A 26,264-nucleotide genomic window follows, 5' to 3' on the forward strand; every position below is an offset into this window, starting at 1 on the left:
AATCTTTTTCATTTAGCCCAAAATGCTTTACACTATATCCGTAAGAATTTTTACACTTTTTAGGAGGTTTGTTTATTATGGCAAAAGAACATTACGATAGAAGTAAACCACACGTTAATATTGGTACTATTGGTCACGTTGACCATGGGAAAACAACTTTAACGGCAGCAATCACAACGGTATTAGGCAAGAAAGGTCTAGCAAACCCTCAAGACTACGCTAGTATCGATGCTGCACCAGAAGAACGTGAACGCGGAATCACTATTAACACTGCACACGTTGAGTATGAAACTGAAAAACGCCACTATGCCCATATTGATGCTCCTGGACACGCGGACTATGTGAAGAACATGATCACCGGTGCGGCTCAAATGGACGGTGCTATTTTAGTAGTATCTGCTACTGACGGCCCAATGCCTCAAACACGTGAACACATTTTGTTATCACGTCAAGTAGGTGTTAAGCACTTAATCGTATTCTTGAACAAAGTTGACTTAGTTGACGATGAGGAATTGATTGATCTAGTAGAAATGGAAGTACGTGAATTGCTTTCTGAATATGGATTCCCAGGTGATGATATTCCAGTTCTTAAAGGTTCTGCTTTGAAAGCTTTAGAAGGCGATCCTGAACAAGAACAAGTAATCCTTGATTTAATGGATACTGTTGACGAATACATTCCAACGCCAGAACGCGACACTGACAAGCCATTCTTATTACCAGTCGAAGATGTATTTTCTATCACTGGTCGCGGAACTGTAGCTTCCGGTCGTATCGATCGTGGGGAAGTCAAGGTCGGCGACGAAGTTGAAATTATCGGGATCAAACCTGAGGTTCAAAAAGCAGTCGTAACCGGACTTGAAATGTTCCGCAAAACATTGGATTATGGGGAAGCCGGCGACAACGTTGGGGTTCTATTACGTGGTATTACACGTGATGAAATCGAACGTGGACAAGTTCTAGCTAAACCAGGTTCAATCACACCGCATACGAAATTTAGTGCAGAAGTTTATGTATTGACGAAAGAAGAAGGTGGACGTCATACTCCATTCTTCAACAACTATCGTCCTCAATTCTACTTCCGTACAACTGACGTTACCGGAAACATCGCATTGCCAGAAGGCACCGAAATGGTTATGCCTGGTGACAATGTGACAATCGATGTTGAATTGATCCATCCAATCGCCGTAGAAAAAGGAACAACTTTCTCTATTCGTGAAGGTGGACGTACTGTTGGTTCAGGTATCGTAACTGAAATCGAAGCATAAATAGATTTGATTAACACGCAACGCTAGTCGTTGCGTGTTTTTTGCATTCTTACACAACTTGCAACGCTTTTATTTGATTGCTATGATATTTCTAAACAGGATAAGAAGGAGAGCATATGGAAAAAGTGTTTGTTAGTCCTATGACTTATCGTCAGGGAGAAAATGTTTTATGGAATCACTTGGAAGATATACTAGCTTTTGGTCGAAAGTGCTTGATAGTAACTGATGGCTTTGTTTATCAAATGCTGGGAGAACAATTATGTAAGAAATTGATGGAGCTAGGCGGGGAAATCTTCGTATGGGTGGTAGAGCAAGAAAAACCTATTGGAGCATTTGATTCTGTCGTTGCTTTAGGTGGCGGTAGGGCAATTGATTTAGGGAAAGCTCTCGCTTTTGAGTCAAATTGTCCTGTGGTTGTTGTCCCTACATCCGCTTCTACGGATGCACCGACATCACGGATCTCAGTTAAATATCGTGAGGGCTATTTTGAAAAATATTCTTATTATACTAAAAGTCCAGATCTTGTGTTGGTCGATACAGCGATTCTAATTAATAGTCCGGTTCATTTTTTGACGGCGGGAATCGCTGATGGTCTATCAACTTCGATTGAGGCGAGAACCGTACGGGAAAATCGCGGTGTGAACACATTAGGTGCTCTACCCACATTGGCAGCCGAAGCAATCGCTGAGAAATGCCGTGATGTATTGCTTGTATATGCAGAAGAAGCAGTGGAAGCAAATAAACTGAAAAAAATATCGCCGGCTTTTGAAGCAGTAATTGAAGCTAATACATTGTTGAGTGGTATTGGCTTTGAATCCGGAGGGCTGAGTATAGCTCACGCATTGCACAATGCAATGGTCAGTTTGTGGGGCGGAGAAATAAAGGGGAGTCACGGTCAAATTATCGCTTTGACTACTCTGCAGCAATTACGGATTGAAGGACGAGAAGAAGAGTTCACACAATATCAGGCATTGTTTGAAAAGTTAGAGCTACCGCTTACTTATGAAGCATTATCAATTTTTCCATCAGTCAATGAACTAAAAAAAGTCACAGAGCTTGCCTTTTCGCCAGAGGATGGCATTGTTCGCAGTCAATCACCGGCAACCAAAGAGAACGTTTTTCAAGCCTTGTTAGCATTCAGAAAAACCCGTGAAATCTAAAGTGATTTCACGGGTTTCTTTTAGATATTTAGAACTTTGTTCAAGAAGTCTTGTGTTCTTGGATTGTGAGGATTGTTAAAGACCTGTTCGGGTGTGCCGTCTTCCAAAATCTTCCCGCCGTCAGTAAAGATGACACGATCGGCTACTTCTTTGGCAAAACCCATTTCATGGGTAACGATTACCATGGTCATTCCTTGTAAAGCTAAATCCTTCATAACCTTCAGCACATCTCCAACCATTTCAGGGTCTAAAGCTGAAGTCGGTTCGTCAAACAGCATGATGTCAGGATTCATTGCCAACGCACGAGCAATTGCCACACGCTGCTTTTGACCGCCTGACAGGCTGTCTGGATAATCGTTTTTCTTCTCTGCAAGTCCAACCTGTGTTAGTAATTCCACACCGCGTTTTTCAGCAGACTCTTTCGATTCACCTTTTAGATCAAGTGGAGCTAAAGTAATATTTTCTAAAACAGTTAGGTGAGGGAATAAGTTGAAATGTTGAAATACCATTCCAATATGCTGACGGACCAAGTTGATATCTGTGTGTTTATCTGTTAAGTCCTGTCCATCGATTATAATCTCACCAGAGGTCGGTTCTTCCAGGTGATTCATACAACGTAAAAACGTACTTTTTCCGGAACCAGATGGTCCAATGATACAGACCACTTCACCTTCACTGATAGTGATGTTTAAGTCATTTAAAACGGTATTATCACCGAATTTTTTTACTAAATGATTAACGACAATTTTTTTATCCATCGTTTTTTCCATCTATTTCACCTTCTTTTCTAAACGGTTCGCTAACTTAGTCAAGATCGTGATTAAGATCAAGTACATGATCGCAATAATCAAGTAAACGTAAGAACTTTGTGTAGTCCGTGCCACGATAATCTTACCAGTCTGCAGTAATTCTACCACACCGATGGCAGAGATGATCGTCGTATCTTTCAAACTGATGACGAATTGATTGATGAAAGAAGGAATCATGATCTTAACTGCTTGCGGCAAAATAATTTTTTGCATGGTACGGTTGTACGATAGACCTAAGCTTCGTGAAGCTTCCATTTGACCAACAGGTACAGCATTAATACCGCCTCGAACGATTTCAGCAATATACGCACTGGCATTCAAGGTTAAAGTGATAATCCCAGCAGCAAAGTCAGGGATTTTGATTCCTGTAATACCAGGAAGTCCGAAGAAAATGAAGAAAGCCAATACCATCATTGGAATCCCGCGAATAATATCAATGTATATGCCAGCAAAGGTGCGTAATCCGCGAACAGGAGATACCCGGAATAGCCCAAAGATGACTCCCAATACCAATGCAAGCGCAAATGATACTAAAGCTAACACGATTGTTTTCCATAAACCGTCTAGTAGTGATTTGTAGTTGTTTTTCAAAAGTCCGGTGATAGTTGATTCATCAACTGCATCTTTCTTATCTTCTTTTTCAGCTCCAATGTATTTATCGACGATCTTATCGTATTCACCAGTTCGTTTCATTTCCTTCAACGCTTCAGTGAACATTTCACGAAGTTCCGAATTTTGTCCTTTTTTCACAGCAAAGCCATACTCGCCACCGACTTCACGTTTGATTGGTGTTTTCAAATCCTGACCTTGGTTTATAGCATAGCCGATAACAGGATAGTCATCCATCATCGCATCGATTGAGCCGACCTTCAGAGCATCATATAATTGATCGGCCGCATCAAAGCTTTTAATCGTGTAATCATATTCCTTTTTGTGAGCTTCTAGGAAATCAGCACTTTCAGTACCGACTTTAGCTCCCACAGTTTTCCCTTTTAAATCCTTATAAGACTTGATGTTATTGTCATCCTTTGCCACAGCCAACTGAATTCCGCTTTGGAAGTATGGATCAGAAAAGTCATAGTTAGCTTTTCGCTCATCTGTGATGGTCATCCCAGCGATCATTCCGTCAGCTTGACCAGATTCCAAGGCTTGCATCGCAGAAGAAAATCCGATGTACTTCATGTCTAACTTGAATCCTTGGAGCTCAGCGGCACGAGTCAACAGGTCAACGTCGATTCCTTTATATTTGCCATCGCTGTCTTTGTATTCAAAAGGAGCAAAGGCCGAATCACTGGCAATGACATAGACATCTTTTTTCGGCTCAATTTTTTTCATTTCTTCAGAAGCGGCAGCCTGATCACCAGATCCGCTAGAAATGTATTTAGCAACGATTTTATCGTAGCCGCCGTTGTCCTTTAAGTCCTTCAAGCCTTTATTGAATTTCTCCAATAATTCTTTATTTTCGCCTTTTTTCACCGCGAAGCCATAAGAACTGCCTTCTTCTGGATCACCTACTAATTTGAATGGTTGACCATTTGTTACAGCGTAGCCAAGTACAGGATAGTCATCAAAAATTGCTACAGAATTTCCGTTGGTCAAAGCATTATACATTGCATCTGCCGCTTCGTACAGCTTAATATCATAACCGTATTTGTCTTTGTTCTTTTCTAAGAAAGTGGCACTTTCTGTCCCGATTTTCGCAGAAACAGTTTTGCCTTTAAGGTCTTTGTAATCCTTTATATCCTTGTTATCATTTTTGACAGCCATTTGAATTCCACTATCAAAATAAGGTTCTGAAAAATCAAAAGTTTTTTTACGTTCATCTGTAATGCTCATCCCAGCAATCATGCCGTCAAGCTGATCTGACTGTACACCTTGGATTGAGCTGTCGAAACCTAGCGGACGTAGATCCACCTTGAAATTTTGATCTTTAGCGATCTGATTGAGCAAATCCACGTCGATTCCTATGTATTCACCGTCAGAGTTTTGAAATTCGAAAGGAGCAAAAGTCAGATCCGTTCCGATTTTATATGTCTTTTCCGCGGCATCGGTCTTACTGGCGAAGCCAAGTGTGAAAATACTTGCCATTAAGAAAACGACGAATGGAATTAATTTGTTTTTTCTCATAATAATCCTCCTATATACTTATCATTTGTTTATTATATGTTAGTTTAAGGATAAAATACAAGAGGGTTCATTGTCGGAGAGAAAAAAAGCAAAATTTTTATAACATGAAATGTCAGAATACCTAACACGCGTAATTATAGGAACTTTTAGTGTCAAGAATAAAAAAATGGCGAAAATATGTTCGGTATGCTATAATTTTGAAATGGAAAATCTTTGTTTATTTAATAGAAAAGGGGGATTTTTGTATGATTGAAAGAGTAACGGACAATACGTTCGACCTTCATTCAAAATATCAGCCTGCTGGCGATCAGCCTGAGGCCATTACACAGTTAGCCGATGGAATCGTCGATGGAAAAAAAGCGCAAATACTTTTAGGAGCCACCGGTACAGGGAAAACATATACAATTTCTAATGTCATCAAAGAAGTCAATAAACCAACCTTGATCATTGCCCATAATAAAACATTAGCGGGACAATTATACGGTGAGTTTAAGGAGTTCTTTCCTAACAACGCGGTGGAGTATTTTGTCAGTTACTACGATTACTATCAACCAGAGGCGTATGTACCGTCTAGCGATACGTATATTGAAAAAGATTCGAGTATCAATGATGAGATTGATAAGCTTCGTCACTCTGCTACCAGCGCTCTGTTAGAACGGAACGATGTGATAGTAGTGGCATCCGTTTCTTGTATCTTTGGTTTAGGATCGCCAAAAGAGTATATGGAACAGGTCCTGTCGTTACGAGTTGGGATGGAAATGGATCGGAACCAACTGTTGAGAAATTTGATCGATATTCAATTTGAACGAAACGATATTGATTTTCAGCGTGGACGTTTTCGTGTTCGTGGTGATGTAGTGGAGATCTTTCCCGCATCCCGTGACGAACGTGCATTACGTGTGGAATTTTTTGGCGATGAGATCGAACGCATTCGTGAAGTTGATGCTCTGACTGGTGAAATTACAGGAGAGACAGAGCACGTAGCGATCTTCCCGGCAACGCACTTCTTAACGAATGAAGACCATATGGAAGTAGCAATCAGTAATATTCAAAAAGAATTGGAAGATCGGTTGGAAGTTCTCCGTAATGATAATAAGTTATTAGAAGCCCAACGTTTAGAACAGCGAACCAATTATGATATTGAGATGCTGCGGGAAATGGGCTATACATCGGGAATTGAAAACTATTCTCGTCATATGGATGGTCGTAAAGAGGGAGAACCGCCATATACCTTGATTGACTTCTTCCCTGATGACTTCCTATTAGTAGTCGATGAATCACATGTTACGATGCCCCAAGTTCGTGGAATGTATAATGGCGACCGCGCTAGAAAACAAATGCTGGTAGATTACGGTTTCCGTTTACCATCAGCGTTAGACAATCGTCCGTTAAGATTGGAAGAGTTTGAAGAGCGGGTTAATCAAATCGTTTATGTTTCTGCAACACCTGGTCCTTATGAACACGAAGAAACTGATACAGTAGTTGAACAGATTATTCGACCGACTGGGTTGCTGGATCCGGTCATTGAAGTGCGGCCAATCATGGGACAAATCGATGATCTGGTCGGTGAAATCAATGAGCGCTCAGAGCGAAATGAGCGGGTTTTTGTCACGACTTTAACGAAGAAGATGTCAGAGGACTTGACCGACTACTTCAAAGAATTAGGCATCAAAGTAAAATATCTGCACAGTGACATCAAAACTTTGGAACGTACTGAAATCATTCGTGATCTGCGTTTAGGTAAATTTGATGTACTCGTAGGAATCAATTTGTTACGTGAAGGGTTAGACGTTCCTGAAGTTTCCTTAGTAGCAATCTTAGACGCCGATAAAGAAGGATTCCTGCGTAGTGAACGATCACTCGTTCAAACGATCGGACGAGCTGCTCGAAACTCTGAAGGTAAAGTTATTATGTACGGTGATAAAATCACGGACTCAATGCAACGAGCAATGGATGAAACATCACGTCGTCGCAGTATTCAGCAACAATATAATGAGGAACATGGTATTGTTCCGAAGACGATCATCAAAGAAATTCGTGATCTGATTTCCATCAGTAAAGTCGCTGAAGACACAGAAACGTATGATACAACTTCATTTGAGGATCTATCTAAATCAGAGCGTAAAGAACTGATCGCGAAAATGGAAGAGGAAATGCGCGAAGCGGCTAAAACCCTTGATTTTGAAACTGCTGCTACTCTAAGAGACACCATTTTAGAATTGAAAGCGGCAGAATAGACAAACTTAACAGGTGAGAGTAATCTAATTGAACTTTACTCAGACAACTGGTTCTCTTCGAGGAAATTAGTTGTCTAGTAAAGTAAATAGATAAGAAACATTATATAGAGAAGAAAAACAGTAAAACAATGAAATAGGAGATACAAATGGCGAATGATAAGATAGTGATTCATGGAGCGCGGGCTCATAATTTGAAAAACTTAGATGTCACAATTCCTCGTGACAAAATGGTGGTTGTTACTGGTTTATCAGGTTCTGGAAAAAGCTCATTGGCTTTTGACACCCTTTATGCGGAAGGGCAACGCCGCTATGTAGAGAGTCTGTCTGCCTACGCGCGTCAATTCTTAGGGCAAATGGATAAACCGGATGTTGATAGTATCGACGGACTCAGCCCTGCGATTTCAATTGACCAAAAAACAACAAGTAAAAATCCCCGTTCAACAGTAGGAACTGTTACTGAGATTAACGATTATTTACGCTTACTTTATGCACGTGTTGGACATCCGATTTGTCCAAACGATCATATTGAGATTACTTCACAGTCGGTGGAACAAATGGTCGATAAAGTGTTGGAATTGCCAGAACGGACGAAAATCCAAATCTTAGCACCTGTCGTGGCTAAGAAAAAAGGACAACATAAAAAAGTATTTGAAATGATTCAACGTGAAGGCTATGTCCGAATGCGTGTTGACGGCGAATTGTATGATGTGACAGAGGCACCTGAATTAACGAAGAATAAGAAACATGATATTGAGATCATCGTTGATCGGATCGTTGTTAAAGAAGGGATTCGCTCACGATTATTCGACTCTTTTGAAGCTGCCTTACGTTTGGCAGAAGGCTATGCAATCGTAGATGTAATCGGTGAAAAAGAGATGCTTTTTAGTGAACATTACGCTTGTCCATATTGCGGTTTCACTGTAGGTGAGCTTGAACCTCGATTATTTTCATTTAATGCTCCCTTTGGCGCCTGCCCAGATTGTGACGGGTTAGGTGTAAAACTTGAAGTTGACATGGACTTAGTGATTCCGGATCAAAGCAAGACTTTACGCGAAGGAGCATTGATTCCTTGGAATCCGATTAGTTCGCAATATTATCCACAAATGTTGGAGCAAGCATGCTTGAGCTTTGGTATTGACATGGATACTCCTTTTGAAGACCTACCCAAAGAACATCAAGATATTATTTTAAATGGTTCTAATGGGGAAAACTTCCATTTCCACTATGAAAATGATTTTGGCGGTGTGCGTGATGTTGAGGTACCTTTTGAAGGAATCATCAATAACATCAATCGCCGATATGCTGAAACGAATAGTGATTTTACTCGTGATCAAATGCGTTTGTATATGACAGAATTAACTTGTCAGACATGTCATGGCTATCGTTTGAACCCACAAGCATTATCTGTCCAGATCAATGAGACAAATATTGGTCAGGTAAGCGAAGATTCAATTAATAGTGCATTGGAATTCTTTGAAACGGTTGCACTGAGTGAGCAAGAAAAAGTTATTGCAAAGCCAATATTAAAAGAAATCAAGGATCGTTTGAGCTTTTTGCGAAATGTTGGGCTAGATTACCTGACCTTAAGTCGTGCTTCTGGTACTTTGTCTGGTGGAGAGGCACAACGGATTCGGCTAGCGACACAAATTGGCTCAAACCTTTCTGGGGTACTCTACATCTTAGATGAACCTTCAATCGGTTTGCACCAACGAGACAACGATCGATTGATCGAATCCTTGAAAAAAATGCGTGATCTTGGAAATACTTTGATTGTTGTGGAGCATGATGAAGATACAATGCGTGCTGCCGATTATCTGATTGATGTGGGGCCAGGGGCAGGAGATCAAGGTGGCGAGATTGTAGCAGCAGGTACACCAAAAGAAGTCGAAAAGAATCCAAACTCTTTGACTGGTCAGTATCTATCTGGCAAACGAGAAATTGCTGTTCCTAAAGAACGTCGTAAAGGAAACGGTAAGAAAATCAAAGTTACTGGCGCTGCAGAGAATAACTTGAAAAATATCGATGCAGAGTTCCCTTTAGGTAAGTTTGTTGCAGTGACCGGCGTTTCAGGTTCAGGTAAATCAACTTTAGTTAATCAGATCTTGAAGAAGGCTCTGGCGCAAAAACTTAACCGTAATTCTAATAAACCTGGGAAATTCAAGAAACTAACAGGTTACAACAATATTGAAAAATTAGTCGACATTGATCAAAGTCCAATCGGTCGGACACCACGAAGCAATCCGGCGACCTACACGAGTGTGTTTGATGATATCCGAGACTTGTTTGCGCAAACAAATGAAGCGAAGATTCGTGGATATAAAAAGGGACGATTCAGTTTTAATGTAAAGGGCGGACGCTGTGAGGCGTGTCGCGGTGATGGGATCATCAAGATTGAGATGCACTTTTTACCGGATGTTTATGTACCTTGTGAGGTTTGCCATGGCAAACGTTACAACTCAGAAACACTGGAGGTTCATTATAAAGGAAAGAACATTGCTGATATTCTAGAAATGACTGTGGAAGACGCTGTTGAATTCTTCAAACATATCCCTAAGATTCATCGCAAATTGCAAACAATCGTTGATGTTGGTTTAGGTTACGTTACAATGGGTCAACCAGCTACTACGTTATCTGGTGGTGAAGCGCAGCGGATGAAACTTGCCAGCGAGCTGCACAAAAATTCGAATGGGAAGAATTTTTATATCTTGGATGAGCCAACTACTGGTTTGCATACAGATGACATTGCGCGTTTATTGAAGGTTCTTGAACGCTTCGTTGACGCTGGAAATACTGTACTTGTGATTGAACATAACTTAGATGTAATTAAATCAGCAGACTATGTGATCGATCTAGGACCAGAAGGCGGCGATGGTGGTGGTACTATTTTAGCAACAGGGACACCGGAAGAAATCGCTGAAGTACCAGAGAGTTATACGGGACATTATTTAAAACGTGTCTTAAAAAAATAAATAACTGATAAAGCTTGATGCAGGTGAAGGATTCTCCTTTGCTTGCATTTTTCTTTATGGTATGATTATCGTTGATTTAGAATGAGAAGGTGTAAGAAATATGAATGAAAAACAAAAGTTTGTACCGATCTTATTAGGAAGCGACATCAATGTATATGGAATGTCACGTTCTTTCCATGAAGCATATGGGATCGTTTCTGAAGCTTATGCGGGCTTGCAGCTAGCGCCGACAAAATACAGTAAAATCGTGAATGTCCATGTCGTACCAGGATTTGATAAAGATCCTGTCTTTATGGAGAAAATGCGTGAATTAGGAAAGAATACGTATAATGATCCAGCAACAAAGTACCTGCTGATTGCCTGTGGGGACGGCTATGCAGAATTGGTTTCACAACACAAAGAAGAGCTTTCTGAGTGGTTTATTTGCCCTTATATTGATTTTGACTTATTACAACGTTTAATTAGTAAGGTTAGCTTTTATGAAATTTGTGAAAAATATGATCTGCCTTATCCCAAAACATTTATTATTACAGAAGATATTTTAGAAGCTGGAAAATTGAAACAAGATTTGCCATTTGACTTTCCAGTTGCTTTGAAGCCAGCTAATAGTGTAGAGTGGTTATCTATTGATTTTGAAGGACGTAAAAAGGCCTTTATTTTAGATACTCGTGATGAATTTGATATGATTATCGAACGTATCTACCAGGCTGGATATACAAGTGAAATGATCGCTCAAGACTTCATTCCAGGTGATGACAGCAATATGCGTGTGTTGAACGCGTATGTTGATCAAAATCACCAAGTTCGAATGATGTGCTTAGGCCATCCTTTGCTGGAAGATCCTTCTCCAGAAGCAATCGGAAATTATGTGGCGATCATGCCCGAATACAATGAGAAAATTTATCAAACCATCAAAGGGTTTTTAGAAAAAATCAACTATACGGGTTTTGCTAACTTCGACATGAAATATGATCCGCGGGACGGCGAGTATAAATTGTTTGAGATCAATTTACGTCAGGGAAGGAGCAGCTTTTTCGTAACTTTGAACGGATTTAATCTAGCTCAATACGTTACGGAAGATCGTGTCTTTGAAAAGCCATTTGATGAAACTATTTATGGTAAGGCGGAAGCAGCAAATTCTATGCTGTGGATGGGTGTCCCCAAAGGTGTCTTTGAAAAATATGCGCGAAACAATACCGATAAAGACAAAGCTTTAGAAATGATCAAGAATGATAAGTGGGGAACGACTGTCTTCTATAAGAAGGATATGTCAGTGATGCGCTGGATTCTAATGAAGTACATGTTTAGCAAATATAAAGGACGTTTTGATCTGTTCTTTAAAGAGAAAGAGGGATAAGCATGGAAAATTTCTTCAGCATACTCGGTGGTATGGGAACTAAGGCCACAGAGAGCTTCGTTCGAATTCTCAATCAGAGAACCAAAGCGCATAACGATCAAGAATATCTGAATTATGTGTTGTTTAATCACGCAACTGTACCTGACCGGACGGCCTATATTTTAGATGACAAAGCGGCGAATCCGTTGCCGTTCTTACTAGATGATATTGAAAAGCAGAATTTGTTACAGCCAGATTTTATCGTACTGACCTGCAATACGGCTCATTATTTTTTTGATCAGTTACAAGGTGCAACGAAAATACCATTAATGCATATGCCGCGAGAAGCTGTTAACGAAGTGACAAAGCATCATCAAGTAGGTGAAAAAATTGCTGTTTTGGCAACTGCTGGAACGATGTCGGCGAAAGTATATCAAAGCGAGCTGGAAGCGAAGGGTTTTGAAGTACTGGTTCCTGAAAAAGAACTTCAAGATAAAGTAAATTATCTAATTTACCATGATGTGAAGGAAAATGATTTCATTAATAGCGAACTGTACTTAGAGATTCTTGCTGATGTATTTGAAAAATACGGTTGTCAAAATGCTATTTTAGGGTGTACAGAACTTTCCTTAGTCCAAGAGTTGACAGAAAAAGTTCCTTATCCGGTGATCGATGCTCAATCGATTCTAGCGGATCGCACAATTGAATTAGCCTTAAAGAACAGATCTTCCAAATAGGAGGGTCTGTTTTTTCAGATTTTCATGATTTTCAATAGGTAGAAAAAAAGTGTGATTCCTTTACTTATCTTGGATTTAGCGTATTAGGAAAAGGTAAAGAATCACTAATAAGTAGCAAAGACACGCCAGGAGTGTTATAATATTTAAAAGGCAAAAAAAGATTTTGCCTTTTTTTAGCGCAAATAACAAAATGTACAGTACGTGCTTCACACCAAGTTTTTTCGGGTGCAAGCAAAAAGGTAATTTCATTTTAAAAAATCAAAATTATTTCTGAAAAATAATTTCCTTAAATTGAGAAAGGAGTGGCACAAATGACTGAAAGTTTGCATTTAGTTGTCATTACTGGAATGAGTGGGGCGGGAAAGACCGTTGCGATCCAAAGTTTTGAAGATATGGGCTATTTTTGTGTAGATAATATGCCTCCTGGATTGATTCCTAAATTTTGGGAGTTGATTCGTGAATCTGGAAAAGTTACAAAAATCGCATTAGTGGTTGATTTACGATCACGTTCATTTTTTGAAGATATTCAAAATATGTTAGTAGAAATTGAGAATACCGGCTTTATCGATACAAGCATTCTATTTTTAGATTGTTCTGATGAGGAATTGGTTTCTCGTTATAAAGAGACGCGTCGGGCTCATCCACTTGCGATGGATGGTATGATTACAGAAGGAATCCGTAAAGAGCGTGCGATTTTGGAAGATCTAAAGAGTCGCGCCACATTAATGATTGATACGACCGATTTAACTCCGCGGCAATTACGTGAAAAAATCAACCAATCATATAAGCAGCAGGATGATATTGGTTTTCATGTGGAAGTTGTTTCTTTTGGTTTCAAGTACGGGCTGCCAATTGATGCCGATATCGTTATGGATGTCCGCTTTTTACCAAATCCACACTATATTCCAGAATTACGTCCGCAAACGGGATTGGATAAACCTGTTTACGATTATGTCATGTCTTTTCCTGAGACAGAAAGCTTTTATACAAACTTTGTCCGACTGATCATGGATATTCTACCGGGATATATTAAAGAAGGAAAAAGTTCGTTGACAATCGCAATTGGTTGTACTGGTGGACAGCACCGTTCTGTTGCTCTGACTGAGCGAGTAGGAAAAGCAATTAAGGAAGCAGACTATAAAGTAAATATCACTCATCGAGACAAAGACAAGCGGAAAGAGACGGTGAATCGTTCATGAGAATGAAAACTTATCGTATCCGCAAACCTAAAATCGTGGTAATCGGCGGAGGTACTGGATTGCCCGTCATTTTGAAAAGCTTGCGCAATCAAAGTGCAGATATTACTGCTGTAGTTACCGTAGCTGATGATGGCGGGAGCAGCGGTGAATTACGTGATTCTATCGATATGGCACCTCCAGGCGATCTGCGAAATGTATTAGCTGCTTTATCAGATATGCCGAAGCTTTATCATGATATTTTCCAATACCGTTTTAATAAAGAGGATAAATTTTTAGCGAATCACACAATCGGCAACCTGTTAATCGCTGCTTTATCAGAAATGCGCAATAGTACTTACGAAGCGATTCAACTTCTATCCATGATGATGCACGTTGACGGTCATATTTACCCATCTTCGGAGACACCATTAGTATTGCATGCTGATTTTACAGATGGAACCAGTGCAGTAGGTGAGTCAAAAATAGCACTTGATCGAAAAACGATCGAAAAAGTTTACGTAACTGAGAAGAATGGTGAAAAAGCCGTTCATGCAGCGCGTAAGGTGGTTAATGCGATTCATGAGGCAGATATGGTTGTACTTGGACCGGGTTCTTTATTTACCAGTATCCTGCCCAACTTAGTAATCGAAGAATTAGGGAATGCTGTCCGTACCACAAATGCGGAAGTTGTTTATATTTGTAATATCATGACGCAAAAAGGTGAAACAGAGCACTTCAGTGACGCGGATCACATTCGTGTTTTACACAAACATCTCGAAAGTAAATTTATTGACACTGTTTTAGTTAATACTGAACATGTACCAGAAGGCTATATGGATCCCGAGATTTATGATGAATACTTGGTTCAGGTTACACATGATTTCAATGGTCTGCGGGAAGAAGGCTGTCGAGTCGTTTCGACTGATTTCCTGAAATTACGAGACGGTGGTGTCTTTCACGATGGCGATAAAGTTGTTGATGAATTGTTCCGGATTGTTTTCGGGGCGAAAATATAGAATGGAATGATTTTCAATCATTCTTTATTATGAAAAGGAGGGCTTGCCATGTCTTTTGCAGCAGAAGTAAAAAAAGAATTAACGGGTCTGGCAGTCCAAAAAAATCTCGCACAAGCAGAGTTGGCCGCATTAATACGAATGAACGGTTCTCTTAGCTTGAACAATCACCAATTTGTTCTAAATGTCCAAACGGAAAATGCTGCAATCGCTCGTCGAATTTTTACTTTGTTAAAAGAGCACTATGGCGTGCGCAGCGAACTGTTGGTAAGGCGAAAAATGAAGTTAAAGAAAAACAATGTTTACATTGTTCGTTTGAAACAGGAAACACAAAAAATTTTGTTAGATCTTGATATCATGGATGGGGTAATGTTTCAATCGCATATCGCTGATGAGATAAAACAATCAGAAAAGAAAACTCGCGCATATTTGAGGGGCGCATTTTTAGCATCAGGTTCAGTAAACAACCCTGAGACCAGCCGCTATCATTTAGAAATATCATCAATCTACGAGGAGCATAATCAGGATATCTGTGATTTATTAAATCAATTTGATTTAAATGCGCGAACATTAGAGCGGCGCAATGGCTACATCACTTACCTCAAAGGGGCAGAGAAAATCGCCGACTTTTTAACCCTGATTGGTGCGACGAATTCCATGTTGAAGTTTGAAGATGTTCGGATTGTGAGAGATATGCGCAATTCGGTCAATCGTCTGGTCAATTGTGAGACTGCCAATATGAATAAAACGATTGATGCTGCTTCGAAACAGATTGAGAACATTCATTTTATTGAATCAACGGTTGGATTGCAGTCTTTGCCAGAGAAGTTGCAGGAAATTGCAGAATTAAGAATTCAAAATCCGGAGATCAGTTTAAAAGAGTTAGGTGAAATGATTCCTTCAGGTGCGATTTCTAAATCTGGTATTAATCACCGTATTCGCAAGATCAATGATTTCGCTGAAAATTTACGACAAAAAACCGTTTGATAATTCAAACGGTTTTTTGTTTACTCTGTAATATATGCCTTAAGGGTTGCTTCATCAATCGACTCATCAAAAATGTGTTCGCCTAAAACCATTGTGGGAACAAATTTGATATTGGCTTGTTCAGCTTCATTACGAATCTCTCTCTGCAGGCTTTGATTTGCTTGCTGAGTGAATTGCAACGTTTTTTCAGCGTACTCAGCAACTGCTTCTAATTCAAAATTTTGCCAGATTTCTTGTGTTTCAAAGGCTTGCTGTATTTGTATTAAAGCTATTTTGGGATCTGCACTTATATATTCGTGCATGATATTGCCTCGTTGCAAACTAATTTTATCTTTATCTAATAATTTGATGATTCGCTGCACCTTTTTTTCAGCAACGGCTTGATTCAATATGTTATAAGAGTCTTCAAACCACTGTTTGCAATAAGGACAGCGAAGATTGATAAATTCAATCAACCGTTTGGGTGCGACATCTGAACCAATTTTGATTCCATTAAAGTCGTTTACTAGATTCCCTTTAATAATAGAAATATCCATGTGAGAACACGTCCTTTCTCTTATTAGTGTACAAAAGATTGATAAGAAAAAAAACTCTTTTCCTACAAATAAGTTAAAAAGACTATAACTCGTATTTGAAATTAAGGTTAGTTAGTTTATAATAAATCCGTTGTTATAAAAATTACAAACAAATTTTCTATCAATGAACAGTATTTTTCATTTTCGATATAAAAATAAATGGAACAAACTTTTTATCGGAGACATGAAAAAATGAGTTGTTTTTTCTATAAGAATGAAGCAACGAATAACTAACTGTACGTGAAAGAGAATTCAATTATTTTTAGTTTGCCGAGAATAGAGTGAAAAAAAATAGTAGGCAATCTGTGAAAATATTTCATTTGAATGACTTATAACGTTAGAATCAATTCATTTTTTCATGAAGAATGATTTCGATAGTATGAATAAGGAGGAGAATCATGCGTAAGAAAAAAACGATGGATGGAAATACAGCTGCGGCATATATTTCGTACGCATTCACTGAGTTAGCTGCCATTTATCCAATCACTCCTAGCTCAACAATGGCTGAACTTGTGGATCAATGGGCTTCACAAGGAAAGAAAAATATATTTGGTCAAACAGTATCAATTACAGAAATGCAGTCAGAGGCTGGAGCCGCTGGAGTTGTTCATGGTGCGTTGAAAACAGGTGCCTTAACTACTACGTACACGGCCTCCCAAGGGCTATTATTGATGATTCCAAACATGTATAAGATTGCGGGAGAACTATTGCCTGGAGTCTTCCACGTAGCTAGTCGCGCAGTCACGACGAACGCTTTGAATATCTTCGGTGATCATGGTGACGTGATGGCGGCTCGACAAACGGGTTTTGCGATGCTGCAAGAAAGCAGTGTTCAAGAAGTGATGGATCTATCAGCAGTTGCCCATCTGGCAGCAATTGAAGGCAGCCTCCCTTTCATGAATTTCTTTGATGGTTTTAGAACGAGTCACGAGATTCAGAAGGTCGAAGTACTCGATTATGAAGAATTAGCTCCATTGATTGATCAAGAGAAATTGAAAGCATTTCGCAAACGGAGTATGAATCCTAATCATCCGACGATTAGCGGTACCAATCAAAATCCGGATGTGCACTTCCAACAACGTGAAACTGTCAATCGTTATTACGATGAGTTACCGGCGATTGTACAAAAATACATGTTTGAAATCAATAAGCTTCGCGGAACAAATTACGATCTAGTCACTTATTATGGTGCCAAAGATGCCGAAGAAGTTATTGTAGCGATGGGCTCAGTTGCACAAACAGTTGAGCAAACAGTTGATTATTTGAATGCGAACGGCCGCAAAGTCGGTTTTCTGAATATTCATCTATATCGTCCGTTCCCGACTGATAACTTTTTAGAAAAACTGCCAGATACAGTTAAATCAATTGCAGTATTAGATCGGTCAAAAGAACCTGGAGCAGACGGTGAACCGCTCTTACAAGATGTTCAAGGTGTGATGTACGAAGCGGATGTTCGTCCTAAAATTATCGGAGGACGTTTCGGTTTGGGATCAAAAGATGTAACACCGGATCAGATTGTTGCTGTTTACAATGAATTGCTGAAAGATAAAAGGGAAGCTAAGAAGCGTTTCACGATTGGAATCGTTGATGATGTGACCAATTTGTCTTTAGAAACAAAAGAAATCCTTGATCTGACGAATCCGAAAACATTCCAAGCGAAATTCTGGGGCTTTGGTTCGGATGGGACAGTTGGCGCGAACAAATCAGCAATCAAGATTATTGGCGATCATACCGATAAATATGCGCAAGGCTACTTTAGCTATGACTCGAAAAAATCGGGCGGATTGACTGTCTCGCATTTGCGTTTTGGTGATACGCCGATCCGTTCGACTTATCTTGTTGAGAGTGCCGATTTTATTGCGTGTCACACACCAGCATATATCCATACCTATGACTTATTAAAAGGCTTGAAACCAGGCGGCATTTTCTTGATGAATACCATGTGGAATGATACGCAGATAGATAAATTACTGCCAGCGAAGATGAAACATTACATTGCTGAGAATAATATCAAATTTTACACAATTAATGCAGCGAAGTTAGCTATGGAAGTCGGTCTTGGTTCGCGAATCAATACTGTCATGCAAACGGCCTTCTTCAGTTTGACAGGTATTATTCCTTTTGAAGAAGTTTTAGATATCTTAAAATCCGAAGCAGATAAAAGTTACCGTCGAAAATCACTGGAAATCGTGGAGAAAAATATTGCTGCAATTGATCAGACAGTCGAATTATTGCATCGGGTTCAAGTACCAGATGCTTGGCGAACCATTGAGATTCCTGTAAAAAGCAATAAAGCTCCTGTTTCTCAATTCGTTGAACAAATTGTTGAGCCAATGAATTCACAGCGAGGAAACGACTTAACGGTAAACGATCTGATTGTTAACGGCATGACAGATGGAACCATTCCGACTGGTACAACAAAGTTCGAAAAACGTGGCATTGCATTGGAAGTTCCACACTGGATCAGTGATCGTTGTACTATGTGTAATGAATGTTCATTTGTTTGCCCTCATGCAGCAATTCGACCATTCTTAGCTGATGAGGAAGAAATGAAAGAAGCGCCAGAAGGCTATATTGTAAGAGAGATGCGAGGCGCTGACGGTTTGAAGTACCGTATTCAAGTGTCTGTTGAAGATTGTACTGGTTGTGGCTTATGCGTTGAGGCTTGTCCAGCTAAAGGCAAAGCTTTGACCATGAAACCTTACGAAGAAGAAAAAGAACAAGCCATCAACTGGGCTTTTTCAATGACTTTAAAGCAAAAAGCCAACCCAGCAAAAACTAATTCGGTTTTAGGTTCGCAATTTAATCAACCATTGCTTGAATTCTCTGGGGCATGTGCGGGATGTGGAGAGACTCCGTACGTTAAATTGATGACGCAAATGTTCGGGGATCGTATGATGATCGCCAATGCAACAGGTTGTTCCTCAATTTGGGGAGCAGCTGCACCGGTCAGTCCTTATACAACAAATGAAAAGGGACAGGGACCAGCCTGGTCAAACTCATTATTCGAAGATAACGCAGAATATGGTTATGGCATGTTTCTAGCAAATCAGACGCGACGCAAAGAATTGGCTGACAAAATCATTGATGTTTTGGACACTGTTTCTGATGATTTGCGGGAATTGATGGAAGACTGGATGGATCACATGTTTGAATCAGAAGGAACACAGCAGCGAGCTGCCAAATTAACAGCAGCACTTGAAGCAGCAAATCTATCTGATCCAAAACTTGCAGATATTTATGACAATCGTGACCTATTTGTTAAAACCAGTCAATGGATGTTTGGTGGAGATGGCTGGGCCTACGACATTGGATTCGGAGGGATAGATCATATTTTAGCTAGCGGTGCGGATGTGAATATCTTGGTCATGGATAATGAAGTTTATTCTAATACTGGTGGACAAACTTCTAAAGCAACACCTGCTTCCGCTATTGCGAAATTCTCTGCAGGTGGTAAATATCAGTCTAAGAAGGACTTAGGCATGATGGCGATGACTTACGGGAATGTTTATGTAGCCCAAATTGCTTCAGGCGCGAACCAGATGCAAACGATTAAAGCATTGGAAGAAGCGGAAAAGTTTCCTGGACCATCTCTTGTAATTGCCTATACACCATGTATCAATCATGGGCTACGAGGCGGTATGAGCAAAACCTTACAAGAAGCAAAAGATGCGGTTAACTCTGGTTACTGGTCATTGTATCGTTACAATCCTTTGCAACGGGAAAAAGGCAAGAACCCAATGTCATTAGATTACAAAAAGCCTAATTTTGACAACATGATCAACTTTATGAAACAACAAACTCGGTTCTCGGCTTTAGAAAGAATTCAACCGGATGACGCGCAACGTCTGTATCATAAGACAGTCAACGATGCTCAAACCCGTTTTTACAACTATGCACGCATAGCCGGGCAAGAAGATAAAATTCGGGCGAAACTAGAAGGTACGAAAGCTGAAGTAATAGAGACTGCAGTCAGCGGGAAAGTAAAACGCGAACGGAAGGTTGACCCAGAAGCCGAAGCAAGGCGCGCGGCTCGCAGAGCAGCGCGAGCTGAAAAACGTAAAAAAGAGTAATTTTCGAGAGTCTTAGCTTGCTAAGACTCTCTCTTAAATTTTATGCTAGACCTGTACCACTGTGGTATAATTGTAAAGAATTTTGGATAGAAAGAGAGGTTATCTATGCCTAATCGTCTAATTGAATTATTCAAACCAGAATATTGGCTTAGCTTTTTTTCTGAGAACCTTTCAACTTGGGATATCATCGTCAACCTTTTAGATATATTTGTCGTCTGGTTTTTGATTTATCGTTTGTTTGAACTCGTTCGCGGAACAAAAGCGGTTCAATTGCTTAAGGGTGTCGCGATATTTATTGGTATACGTATAGCTGCCGAATTTATTGGGCTGCATACATTATCTTGGTTGATGAATCAGATTATTACTTATGGCGTGATTGCAGCAATCATTATTTTTCAGCCGGAAGTTCGTCGTGGTTTGGAGCATTTGGGACGCAGCGCCTTCTTTAAAACATCAAAAAAAGAAGAACTGGACGATGAGCGAATGATTTTAGCTTTTGATAAAGCGATCCAGTACATGTCTAAGCGGAAAATCGGTGCTTTAGTCACGATTCAGCGTTCAACCGGACTTGATGAATATATCGAGACCGGAATTGATTTAGATGCAGATATCACGGGTGAACTGCTGATCAACATTTTTATTCCTAATACTCCCTTGCATGATGGTGCTGTCATTGTAAAGGATGGAAAACTTGCTGTGGCGTCAGCCTACTTGCCGCTTTCTGATAGTATGATGATTCCAAAAGAATTTGGGACACGACATCGGGCTGCAGTTGGCATCAGCGAAGTCAGTGATGCTTTGACATTCATCGTTTCTGAGGAAACGGGAGGTGTTAGTATTACATTAAACAACGACTTTCTGCATGATTTGTCACAAGAAGAATATTTAGCGGTAATGCGGCGAGAACTATTGCCGGATGAGAAATATGCAGGCAGAAAGAGCCTCTTGCAGACCTTTTTGGAGGGTTTGACTAAAGGAGGGCAAAAATGAGAATCAAGTTTAAAAGAAACGATGTACCATATATACTGATTTCGTTACTGTTTAGCTTGCTCTTGTTCTTCAATGCAAATAGTCAAAGCTTTAGTAGATTGATTTCTTCTGAAACGAATTATGAAGAGTCCGTTCAAAATGTACCGATCAATGTCGTGTACGATTCTGATGAGTATTTTGTTCATGGTTTTTCATCGAATGTTTCAGTTAAATTGAGCGGTGCGAATCGAATCCAACTAAATAAGGAGATTGATCCTGATACACGCGATTTTAGTGTAGTGGCTGATTTATCTAATCTTGGAGCGGGTACACATGAGGTTCGATTGAAAACTAAAAGCTTATCCAGTTCACTTACTGCTACGATTGAACCAGAAAGAATTTCGGTTACTATCGAGAAAAAAGTTAAAAAGAAGTTTGACGTATCGCCAATTTTAAGCAGCACGACCAGTAATAATGGTTTAAAAGTCGGTCAATTGTCAACTCAACCAGAAAAGGTTGAAATCACTACTGGTGAGAATACGATGAAAGAAATTGATCGTGTTGTGGCATCTGTAGATAGCACTAAACTAACTGCGGATCAAGAAAGTATCCAAGCTCCCGTTCAGGCTTTGAACTCCAGCGGTGAAGCTTTGGCGATTCAATCAGATCCACAAAATGTCACCGTCAACTTTGAGATTCAAACACCAAGTAAGGAAGTTTCACTTTACCCGATCCAAGAAGGGGACTTACCTTCGGATGTTGAAAGTGTCAAAATCGATTTGAATCGTACAAAGGCAACAATTACCGGCGCGCAGTCAGTAATTGATCAAATAGACAGCATTGGCATTCCAGTAGATGTGAGTCAGATCCAAGGAACCGTTAAGAAATTTATAGATGTACCGGTTTCTGGAGAGTATCAAGTTAATCCGAAGACGGTGAGTGCACAAGTGACACCAGTATTTAAAAAATCACAAGAATCAGAAACTAGTAGTACAAATCATTCTAGTTCGTCGACCACAGAAACTTCAGAGAATACAAGCGATGTTTCAAAATCTTCTGAAACCAGTGATACACAAACGTCAAGCAGTCAAGAAGAGTCGACAAATCAATCAACAAACTAGATGAAGAAGGGAAATATAATTTAATGGGTAAATATTTTGGAACAGATGGAGTACGCGGAATCGCGAATAAGGAGTTAACACCTGAACTTGCATTTAAACTAGGACGTTGCGGCGGTTATGTATTAAGTCAACATCATGAGAGTGAAGGACGTCCACGTGTTTTGGTCGGTCGTGATACCCGTATTTCTGGTGAATTATTAGAAACAGCCTTAATCTCTGGTTTATTATCTGTTGGGATCGAAGTATTCCAACTTGGGGTTATCTCAACTCCAGGGGTTGCTTATCTAACTAGATTACAAAAGGCTTCAGCAGGGGTAATGATCTCTGCATCGCATAATCCTGCAGAAGATAATGGTATCAAATTCTTTGGTGGTGATGGCTTCAAACTGGTTGACGAACAAGAAGCTGAGATTGAATCACTGATAGATGCGGAAGAAGATACTTTACCTCGTCCATCAGCTGAAGGACTAGGAACCTTAGATGAATTCCACGAAGGCCTGTTGAAATATTCTCAATTTTTAGTACAAACCATCTCAGGCGATCTATCTGGTCTAACGGTTTGTGTTGATGCAGCGAATGGAGCGACATCAACTAGTGTTAATCGCTTGTTTGCAGATTTAGAGACTGACTTCTATACGATGGGAACTTCACCAAATGGCTTGAATATCAATGCAGGTGTTGGTTCGACCCATCCGGAAGCTTTAGCAAAAATGGTTGTTGAAAAAGGTGCAGACGCTGGTTTGGCCTTCGACGGTGATGGAGATCGAGTGATTGCGGTAGACGAATTAGGAAACATCGTTGACGGCGACCGCATCATGTTTATCTGTGCAAAATATCTTGCTGAACGCAAACGTTTGAAAAAGGATACTGTCGTAACAACAGTCATGAGTAACTTAGGCTTCCATAAAGCGATTGAAGAAAGTGGTTTAGAAGATGTGATTACACAAGTCGGGGACCGTTATGTAGTTGAGGAAATGCGGAAAAATGATTATAATCTTGGCGGTGAACAGTCAGGTCATGTATTATTCTTAGATTACAATACTACTGGTGACGGCATGCTGACAGGTGTTCAATTATTGAATATCATGAAACAAACGGGTAAGAAACTTTCTGAACTTGCTGGAGAAGTAACAATCTATCCGCAAAAATTAGTGAACATTCGCGTCAGTGATAAATACGGCGCAATGGATGTCCCTGCTATCAAAAAGGCAATTGAAGAAGCTGAAACAGAAATGAATGGCGACGGACGGATCCTAGTTCGTCCCTCAGGAACAGAACCATTATTACGCGTTATGGCAGAAGCGCCAACCCACGAAAAAGTTGATTACTATGTTGACAAAATCGCGGCAGTTGTTCGCGAAGAAATTGGTTTAGATTAATAGAACAGCAAAAGGCCCGATCTTAAATGATCGGGCCTTTTGTATTTAAAAAAGGTTGAGAATAATCTCAACCTTTTAGACTTTAGACAAAAGACGTCCCAAACTCATGTTACGAGTTTGGGACGTCTTTTTATCTAATTTCTTTTTGTTTATTCTACTGTTACTGATTTTGCTAAGTTACGAGGCTTATCAACATCGTAACCTCGTAGTAATGTCGCATAGTAAGCAATCAATTGCCCAGGAATTACAGAAACAAGTGGGCGCAAGAATTGATGAACGACTGGTAAGATAATTTGGTCGCCATCTTTACTCAATTCTTCTGAAGCAATCACTAAAGTGTGAGCGCCACGACTTTCTACTTCTCGCAGATTTCCACGAGTGTGAGGAGCTGTCACAGCTTCAGTAATGATTCCTATAACTGGGGTGCCTTCCTCGACTAGAGCAATGGTACCATGCTTTAATTCTCCTGCAGCAAAGCCTTCTGCCTGGATATAAGAGATTTCTTTTAATTTCAAGGCTACTTCCATTGAGACATAATAATCTTCTGAACGACCAATGTAAAAAGCGTTGCGAGTTGTGGCCAAATATTCTGCAGCAATTTCTTCGATCATCGCTTTTTCAGCAATCATCACATCCATTGCGTTGGCCGCTATTCCTAATTCTTTTATTAAATCAAATTCTTTTGCAGCAGCGATGTCTTTAGCTTCGCCGACCGCTTTAGCTAGAACGGTCAATGCAGCGATTTGTGCTGTGTATGCTTTCGTTGAAGCGACAGCAATCTCAGGTCCTGCATGTAACAGCATCGTGTAGCTTGCTTCACGAGATAACGTTGATCCAGCGACGTTTGTAATTGTTAGGGAAGGGTAGCCTAATTCATTGGTTTTCACTAACACTTGACGGCTATCAGCTGTTTCGCCACTTTGAGTTAAATAGATAAAGAATGGTTTTTCTGAAAGTAAAGGCATATTGTAGCCGAACTCACTTGATAAATGAATCTCTACGGGAATATTCGCCAATCCTTCAATGATCTGCTTGCTTGCCCAGCCGGCGTTATTACTAGTGCCGCAAGCAACAATGTAAATCCGATCGCTTTCCAATAGGCTTTTAAGTAACTTTTCTGCGATAACGACGGTTCCTGTTTCATCTGTGTATTCACTGATGATCCGACGCATGGTTGCTGGCTGTTCATCAATTTCTTTCAACATGTAGTAAGGGTATGTTCCTTTTTCCATGTCAGAAAGATCGATTTTTGCTTCATAAGGAGCACGTTGAATTTCATTGCCTTCTTTGTCTTCAATTTCCACATGGTCTTTGGTAACAATAACCATTTCACCGTCGTTGATCTCAACAAACTGATTGGTTTGTTGTAGCATTGCTAGCGCATCGCTACAGATAACATTAAAACCATCGCCTAGTCCAATTAACAGTGGGCTTTTATTCTTGCCGACGTAGATAGTGTCGCGGTCTTTTTTGTCGATCAATCCAAAAGCATAAGATCCATGGATTTCTTTTAAAGCTTTACGAAAAGCCTCTTTGGTCGATAGTCCTTGTTCAGCAAAGTATTCCACCAAATGAACAGCGATTTCGGTATCTGTTTCACCATAAAAACTATCATTAGCCAAATACTTCTGTTTTAAATCATCATAATTTTCAATTACACCATTATGAACTAAAACAAAACGTTTACTTTGTGAAGTATGTGGATGAGCATTTTCTTCACTTGGTTCTCCATGAGTGGCCCAACGTGTATGACCGATTCCGATTGTTCCATGAACATCATCACCAATTTTTGCTGCTAGCTCTTTGATCCGTCCTTGTGATTTGACCAAGAAATCTTCACTCTGATCTGCTACAAAAATACCTGCTGAGTCATAACCACGATACTCAAGTTTCTCTAATCCATCCACTAAAATACTTGCTGCATTCTCATTTCCTACAATACCTACGATTCCACACATAATGTCTTCCTACTTTCCTGTCATTATATGTTTCCGAGCTGTCTGATCATTTTTTTGTTCTTTTATAAAGTTTTTGTAATGATCTGTAGAGCACAGCTACCCTGAAGCCACCCGCCGAATGATTCGATTAGCTTCTTCCTCGTCACCCAAAAAGGGTCTGGCGCTATCTTATTGGTACATTTAAGATTTTTTTGTTTTAACCTCGGAAACAATGAATAATATAATATAAACTTTCCGTTTAGTCAAACTATTTTTTATTTTAAATGAATTGGTATATATGTAATTCGTGAAAAGTATTGATGAAAAAAAACAAATTGCTTCTGCGTATCATCTGTAAGGAGAATAATGTAGAATAGAGAAGTATCATTCTT

The 26,264-nt window shown here is 39.8% G+C and carries 17 protein-coding genes; 13 read left to right on the top strand and 4 right to left on the bottom strand.

Annotation, left to right across the window (positions count from 1 at the left end; translation table 11 throughout):
* The first annotated feature begins 77 nt into the window (after positions 1 to 77).
* Both tuf and E6139_RS09715 read left to right on the top strand, forming a co-directional pair.
* Positions 78 to 1,265 (top strand): elongation factor Tu, encoded by a 1,188-nt coding sequence (gene tuf, locus E6139_RS09710; RefSeq protein ID WP_102871141.1) that lies wholly within the window; start codon positions 78 to 80, stop codon positions 1,263 to 1,265.
* A 116-nt stretch (positions 1,266 to 1,381) separates the two neighbouring features.
* On the top strand, positions 1,382 to 2,425 hold the full coding sequence (locus tag E6139_RS09715; RefSeq protein ID WP_316402867.1) for a glycerol dehydrogenase: 1,044 nt from the start codon (positions 1,382 to 1,384) through the stop codon (positions 2,423 to 2,425).
* A gap of 20 nt (positions 2,426 to 2,445) precedes the next feature.
* Here the strand turns inward: E6139_RS09715 and E6139_RS09720 are convergent, their stop codons facing one another.
* Positions 2,446 to 3,183 (bottom strand): amino acid ABC transporter ATP-binding protein, encoded by a 738-nt coding sequence (locus E6139_RS09720; RefSeq protein WP_316402964.1) that lies wholly within the window; start codon positions 3,181 to 3,183, stop codon positions 2,446 to 2,448.
* Positions 3,184 to 3,195: 12 nt separating this feature from the next.
* Positions 3,196 to 5,361, bottom strand: a complete 2,166-nt coding sequence (locus E6139_RS09725; protein ID WP_316402868.1) for an amino acid ABC transporter substrate-binding protein/permease — start codon at positions 5,359 to 5,361, stop codon at positions 3,196 to 3,198.
* A 245-nt stretch (positions 5,362 to 5,606) separates the two neighbouring features.
* Between E6139_RS09725 and uvrB the strand changes: the two genes are divergently transcribed.
* The 7 genes from uvrB to whiA all read left to right on the top strand — a co-directional run bounded on the left by uvrB (position 5,607) and on the right by whiA (position 15,818).
* On the top strand, positions 5,607 to 7,598 hold the full coding sequence (gene uvrB, locus E6139_RS09730) for an excinuclease ABC subunit UvrB (protein ID WP_316402869.1): 1,992 nt from the start codon (positions 5,607 to 5,609) through the stop codon (positions 7,596 to 7,598).
* Positions 7,599 to 7,744: 146 nt separating this feature from the next.
* Positions 7,745 to 10,567, top strand: a complete 2,823-nt coding sequence (gene uvrA / locus E6139_RS09735; protein WP_316402870.1) for an excinuclease ABC subunit UvrA — start codon at positions 7,745 to 7,747, stop codon at positions 10,565 to 10,567.
* A 100-nt stretch (positions 10,568 to 10,667) separates the two neighbouring features.
* A complete protein-coding gene (locus tag E6139_RS09740; RefSeq protein WP_316402871.1) occupies positions 10,668 to 11,924 on the top strand; it encodes a carboxylate--amine ligase in 1,257 nt (418 codons plus the stop codon).
* Positions 11,925 to 11,926: 2 nt separating this feature from the next.
* Entirely contained in the window at positions 11,927 to 12,640 is a 714-nt protein-coding gene (locus E6139_RS09745) for an amino acid racemase (RefSeq protein WP_316402872.1), read from the top strand.
* 311 nt (positions 12,641 to 12,951) lie between these two features.
* Positions 12,952 to 13,839: an RNase adapter RapZ gene (gene rapZ, locus E6139_RS09750; protein ID WP_316402873.1), complete on the top strand. Its 888-nt coding sequence runs from the start codon at positions 12,952 to 12,954 to the stop codon at positions 13,837 to 13,839.
* Positions 13,836 to 14,834, top strand: coding sequence for a YvcK family protein (locus tag E6139_RS09755; RefSeq protein ID WP_316402874.1), 999 nt, complete (start codon positions 13,836 to 13,838; stop codon positions 14,832 to 14,834). The genes rapZ and E6139_RS09755 overlap by 4 nt, the downstream gene beginning before the upstream one ends.
* A gap of 48 nt (positions 14,835 to 14,882) precedes the next feature.
* Positions 14,883 to 15,818, top strand: coding sequence for a DNA-binding protein WhiA (gene whiA, locus E6139_RS09760; RefSeq protein WP_316402875.1), 936 nt, complete (start codon positions 14,883 to 14,885; stop codon positions 15,816 to 15,818).
* Positions 15,819 to 15,838: 20 nt separating this feature from the next.
* On the opposite strand, the gene E6139_RS09765 is transcribed toward whiA, so the two are convergent.
* Entirely contained in the window at positions 15,839 to 16,354 is a 516-nt protein-coding gene (locus E6139_RS09765; protein ID WP_316402876.1) for a thioredoxin domain-containing protein, read from the bottom strand.
* A gap of 437 nt (positions 16,355 to 16,791) precedes the next feature.
* Here E6139_RS09765 and nifJ point away from each other — a divergent pair, with 437 nt between their 5' ends.
* The 4 genes from nifJ (at position 16,792) to glmM (ending at position 23,935) form a co-directional block, all read left to right on the top strand.
* Complete coding sequence (gene nifJ / locus E6139_RS09770; RefSeq protein WP_316402877.1) at positions 16,792 to 20,466, top strand: pyruvate:ferredoxin (flavodoxin) oxidoreductase; 3,675 nt, start codon at positions 16,792 to 16,794, stop codon at positions 20,464 to 20,466.
* A gap of 105 nt (positions 20,467 to 20,571) precedes the next feature.
* Positions 20,572 to 21,456 (top strand): diadenylate cyclase CdaA, encoded by an 885-nt coding sequence (cdaA, locus tag E6139_RS09775; RefSeq protein ID WP_316402878.1) that lies wholly within the window; start codon positions 20,572 to 20,574, stop codon positions 21,454 to 21,456.
* Entirely contained in the window at positions 21,453 to 22,556 is a 1,104-nt protein-coding gene (locus E6139_RS09780; RefSeq protein WP_316402879.1) for a YbbR-like domain-containing protein, read from the top strand. The genes cdaA and E6139_RS09780 overlap by 4 nt, the downstream gene beginning before the upstream one ends.
* 23 nt (positions 22,557 to 22,579) lie before the next feature.
* The gene (glmM, locus tag E6139_RS09785; RefSeq protein ID WP_316402880.1) at positions 22,580 to 23,935 is read left to right on the top strand and encodes a phosphoglucosamine mutase; all 1,356 of its coding nucleotides are present in this window, start codon (positions 22,580 to 22,582) and stop codon (positions 23,933 to 23,935) included.
* A gap of 149 nt (positions 23,936 to 24,084) precedes the next feature.
* Here glmM and glmS read toward each other — a convergent pair whose 3' ends face one another.
* Entirely contained in the window at positions 24,085 to 25,893 is a 1,809-nt protein-coding gene (gene glmS, locus E6139_RS09790) for a glutamine--fructose-6-phosphate transaminase (isomerizing) (protein WP_316402881.1), read from the bottom strand.
* Between the last annotated feature and the right edge of the window lie 371 nt (positions 25,894 to 26,264).

It is taken from the genome of Enterococcus sp. (assembly GCF_032555305.1).
Taxonomy (GTDB): Bacteria; Bacillota; Bacilli; order Lactobacillales; family Enterococcaceae; genus Enterococcus_A.